The organism is Cellvibrio sp. (genome assembly GCF_053579595.1).
The window spans coordinates 1-5174 of record NZ_JBRFPI010000335.1 but is presented as its reverse complement, the minus strand read 5'-3'; the positions used below and the strand labels follow the sequence as shown (position 1 = coordinate 5174).

Here is a 5174-nt window from a genome sequence, read left to right as displayed (position 1 = left end):
AATTTACTGTAACAATACAATTTATCGAACTGCCCGCCAACCGCACATATTAAACTTCTCTTTCAACTAAACCAGAGGCGAGCTGGAAAGACTAAAATGCGTTTTATAAAACGTTTGATAAAATTTTTAACCAATTTTGTAATGTGCGATTCAATTGTCTTAACGTTTCTGTGGTATCCATTCATATGAGAAAGCTTGTCGTCATCGCATGAAGCTTTTGCACTATACGTTTGATGCTCTTTTCGCGGTCGCGTAGAAATGGTAGCAATCTTCAGCCCTCGCTTTTAGTGAAGATTGCTCGGCGTTCACTCACGTTACGGCCTGCACACTCGCGCTGCAACCTTATTTTGTGGCACGCTTCACCGGAGGCTTCAACTATTTCGTTACCTCCATAGTTGCTCCAGTTGCTTTCAACTTGGGCGATAGCCGAGTGACATTTCACCCACGGGAAAGCGCCGCCTCTTCAAGGAGCACGCCAAAAACGTTTAATTTTGCTCTAACCCCAATTTTTTAAGACAAGGATAATTTTGAATGACAGAGCAAGGCTCACAAGCGCGGGGCTCATAAGCCAAATCCAACCAACCAATTGGTTGACCTATGAAAGCTCCATGTAGTCTTTTCTTGCCCCCTCGTAACCACCTTGCAAAATATCGCGTTCATCGCTGCTTTCGTCATCACTGGTAACAACACCATCATCCTCTTCCTGGAAAGGTTCGGATGCATGAACCGCTGGGTCCGTCTTTTCTTGATAATTGTGAATAGTTGTTGATTTGCCAACCTGGGTATCAATCCGTTTCAACAAATTAGTACCTTTTTTTCGATGATCCTTTGCCGCCGCGCCCTTTTCCGCTGTATCCGGCCAATCCACGCTGTAATAGATGGGTACATCCTGACCAAATATACTCGTGTCACTCAATTTATTGGCACCACGACAATTCTGGTTGTCAGGCCCGCAAGCTTCCCTTTCGGTGTATACCCAATCCACGGAGATTACATGCTGCGCCTGCAGCAATTTAATAACATCTTTTATCGCGCCCTCGGAATGTGTCGTTCCATCCTGGCTGCCGCGCGTGATGTAAACGGTCATTATCTTGCCGTTAACTTTATGGGTCAGTGTGACTTTGGCTGTTGCGTAATTGTATCCGCTGTATTTGCCTTTCACATGCCTCTCCTGGCGCTCGCTGCGCGCAAATCGCGCTTTTGTACTGCCATACCTCACGCGGATTTGGCGGGGCTTATCCAGCCTGTAGGTCTTGCCTGTGCTCGATCCTATTTTACGGCTCTTCAAACCGACCTGATTCTCCAGTCTGGTAAAGTAACGCCGTTGCCCTATGCTGAGTTTTGCAAGATCGACATCTTTTTTCAGCTTTGCGTTTTCGCCTGTTATTTTGTTGTAATACGTCAGTGCATCCTCCAATTTAAGCTGGATTGTATCTTTACGCTGAACCATAGGTTTCGACAACTGCCAGGTCCGTGGCACCAGTTTTTTTTGCACGACGATATCCGCTTGCGTTGGCGCGGTGGTTGCACCAGTCAATTCTTTTGAAGCTTGCAGGCGAGAATTCGTATGCGCTGCCATCATGGCCTGCATGGATTTAAGCTGCCCCGTAGGCTGTCCATCGCTAGCTATAGATTGCAAGCGCACGTGTGAATGGGTAACTGGCCTATTGTCTTCAAACAGGAACTTGGTTGCGTCATGCCGAAGTTGCGCCGGATCTGCTTGTTGGTTTGAGTGTTGGGGGGGCACGTGGGATTGCATCGCGATACTTCACCTCGCCAAATAAAAGAATCTCTATTTACCTGAGCAATTTTGCTTTTCACGGCACTTGGCCAAACATCAATCGCCGGAGCCATCTAAGTTTGACTGCCACTAACAATGGGGGGGGTTACACCGCCTTATCACGGCGCACGCCAATAGCGGATGTTTAATTTTGCTCTGACCCCAATTGTTACTGACCCCAATTGTTAATAACTACACCAGACAACAAATAACATAATTTTTTCATTCTGACACTGCACAGCTGAGGCGCTTATTATGAAAGTTAATTTACACAACTCACTTAACTAGGCCAGCTGGGCTAAACCTGTACAGGAATATTGATCGTGAACAGCAAGAACGCGAGCCACGTCGGGATGCTCAAAATCTTTACCGAATACAGAGACAAGCTTTACTGTGCTGACAGACTTGGATGCAGCCTCGTAATGTTGCACCCAGTTTGCAAAATCATTGATTTCTGACTGCTCTTTGCGTGGAAATCGGGAGGCGGGTCTATCAATTTTGATTCCCCATGGTTTTGGCGTTAAGCGCGCACGGAAACAGGATTGTGCTTCGCACAATCTGACATAAAGTGGGCCGGCACCCAAGGCTGAAAAAATAGCTTTTGCGGGAGCCGAATAATTTTCAAAAACCTGATTAGTTACCACAACCCTTAAACCAGCACAGGTTTCATATACCTTTATTGTGTACATGGGATTTTGTTTTTGGTATTGCTCAACTTTTGAAATATAAAAGGCTTTGTCCTTTTTTGTTTTGCCAAACACCTGGAACAGTTTTGTTAGCAACCCAGGTTCTACAATATCAATATCACCGAACAGTACCGATTCGGTATTGAGAACAATGGCGCCGTAACTATTTCGGGTAAGCACCGCCAGAACACGGCCATCTGCATTGGTGATTTCATCCAATACCTCTTCCCGAATATAACCGTTCCAATATTCGTACTCCCGAAGAGCATCTACTCCGCGGCTTATCAGCTGCCCAAGTCTCGTTGCGCGCTCTAGCGCATTAATACCCGCTTGTGCCTGAGTCTCATTCGATGCGCCCCAAGCCGACAGCTTATTTATTCCAAATATCGCTTCGTCAACTACAACGGAAACTTCAGACCAATATTTCGCAAACTTCATACTGCCTCACTACGGATTAGTGTATTTATAAAAAGCTAAAAACTAACTATTCAACAGCAATATGTCTTGTAAAAACTTTTTTACAAGACATATTTTCTAACCCGATTTAGCTTGTTGTTGTTCAAAGCTAATCACTATAAATTCTGCAGGACGAACGACCGCCACCATGATCGACACACGCATAAAACCATTTAACAGATCATCTGCAGTCATGGTTGAACCCAAACCAACATCAACTTGAAACGCATCAGCCGCAGAGGCGCCTTGTAAGCCACCATCTTTCCACACGCCAGTCAAAAAGCTGCCAATCATGCTTTTCACTGCGCTCCAGGTATTGGCATCATTGGGTTCAAACACATAAGCGCGCGCGGCCAACTTTACCGATTGCTCAATAAACGTCATAGTTCTGCGCACAGAAATATAACGCCAATCCTGACTGTTTCCATCGAGTGTTCTTGCCCCCCAAACTAAAATTCCCTGGCCATTAAAAAAGCGGATCGCATTTATTGATTTGCCCGAAATAGCATCAACATTCAAATTTGCTTGCTGTGAATCGGATAAACGAATCGGCAATGCTGCCGCGCCCACTATGCTAGTGTTAGCCGGTGCATTCCATACCCCACTCATATTGTCGTTAAGGGTATAGACACCAGCCATTGCGCCACTGGAAGGTAAAATGTTGGCGTTGCTCAACACGTGATTAACAATTTGGCTGTAAGTTTGGCTGGAGGCAAGCAATGCAGCCTGTAACTGGCTATTGGACATTGGATTAGGTGGCGGAGCCTGAATCATTGCGAGAATTTGCGCTGCAACCGGGTTGGGTGCACTCGGTGGATTCAACAAGGGTTCAAGCTGTTTAGTATCCCCGCCAAATAAATTGGTAAAGTCAATGTCGCTTGGCTGCATAACAGTTGTGCAGATAAACGGATAATAACTCACACCATAACTCAAGCCGGAATTACCCGTGTTGTTACGAAATGCTTGAATGTCATTGGTATACAAAATAGGGTCAGGACAAGCTCCGCCAATCACATCAAATATGCACACTGCTGTTTGCATAGTTTGCGCTTGTAACAACATGCTTTGCATCAAGGTGCCATTGTCAGCAATCGATAATAACGTTGCCTCCGGGCAGATATACATTGTCGGCTCGGGCTCATTTTGCAGAAGTGCCAAACCCGTTTGTAAGTCAGTTAATGTAACGTTGGGGTTAACCACCTGCACAGCCGGATCAGCCAATGGTTTTTTATTGGCAGGGCCATAACAACCCACCGAAACTATGTACGCAGCACCGCCTCCGTTTTGATAAAACAAACGCACACTGTTGTACAAATAATAAATAGTACTGGGATCCGGCAGAATAGAATAATAAGTGTCGGCCAACATCATGTAATCCCCTCTGGTTGGCATAGCTTGTTGAGCAATCAGATAATATTCAGGATTATATTGTTTAGCTGCATCCGCTGGAGGTGGGGGATTATCCAGCATAAAAATTGCCTGGAATTCCGCAAACGAATTTATTTTTTGCGGTTTATTGTGGTAAGACTCGCCCTGAAATTCTGCTTTCGGTGTATAGCCAATAAACGCCGGGATGGCGGTAGCTACGGGGACAACAGAACTAGGAAAACCATTAACTTCATCAATATAAACTCCGGGAGTTGAAAGAGTTGCCATATATATCACCCTAATTTCCTGATTTGGTAATGTTAACTGGACTTTATTTCATCACCGCAAAGTTCGATGGCAAGCCCAGGGTTCGCACTTACCGTAGGTTGCTGGTGAGGAACGAACCGCAACATGACACTGCTTCCGATTGCGGATTAAAAGTATCCGCGCGCGAGTTGCAGTAATTGTTATGCTTTATTTAGCCTTAAAATTCAAAACCTCAAAATGCCAACCTTGATCAGTAAATTCAGTTTTAGGCTCTACTGAATAGTAGGATATGAATTTATATTCAGGGTTTAATTTGATTTCAGATTGGAACACGCCTTCACGCTCTTGCTTTTGTACGGATGAAATTAGTTCTAGAATTCTATGCCCTTCACATTTGCTTTTTTTCCAAGGCTGCTTTTTGCCATATACACTTTGAGCGCGCGCAGTGCAAGTGCCTTTACGAACAGTTATTTTTTCAATCGTGTAGCCGAAAACGCCACCATGTCGGAGTGTATAGCTATAGGATTTTGGTTCATTTAAAAGCCAGCTACTTTTTAGGTCGGCAAGCTGATCTTCGGAATATTCAGAAGACCAACTAAAAGAACTAAACAGTAATA

The 5174-nt window shown here is 44.8% G+C and carries 4 protein-coding genes; all 4 read right to left on the bottom strand.

Annotated elements, in window-relative coordinates; all coding sequences use genetic code 11:
• Positions 1-595 precede the first annotated feature (595 nt).
• Positions 596-1759 carry a hypothetical protein gene (locus tag ACWA6V_RS17050; protein ID WP_449523618.1) on the bottom strand — a complete coding sequence of 388 codons (1164 nt, stop codon included), beginning with the start codon at positions 1757-1759 and terminating at the stop codon, positions 596-598.
• Positions 1760-2064: 305 nt separating this feature from the next.
• Positions 2065-2904, bottom strand: a complete 840-nt coding sequence (locus ACWA6V_RS17045) for a hypothetical protein (RefSeq protein WP_449523617.1) — start codon at positions 2902-2904, stop codon at positions 2065-2067.
• Positions 2905-3000: 96 nt separating this feature from the next.
• Positions 3001-4578, bottom strand: coding sequence for a phage tail sheath family protein (locus ACWA6V_RS17040; RefSeq protein WP_449523616.1), 1578 nt, complete (start codon positions 4576-4578; stop codon positions 3001-3003).
• Positions 4579-4764: 186 nt separating this feature from the next.
• On the bottom strand, positions 4765-5174 hold a 410-nt coding region (locus tag ACWA6V_RS17035; RefSeq protein WP_449523615.1), incomplete at its 5' end, for a hypothetical protein.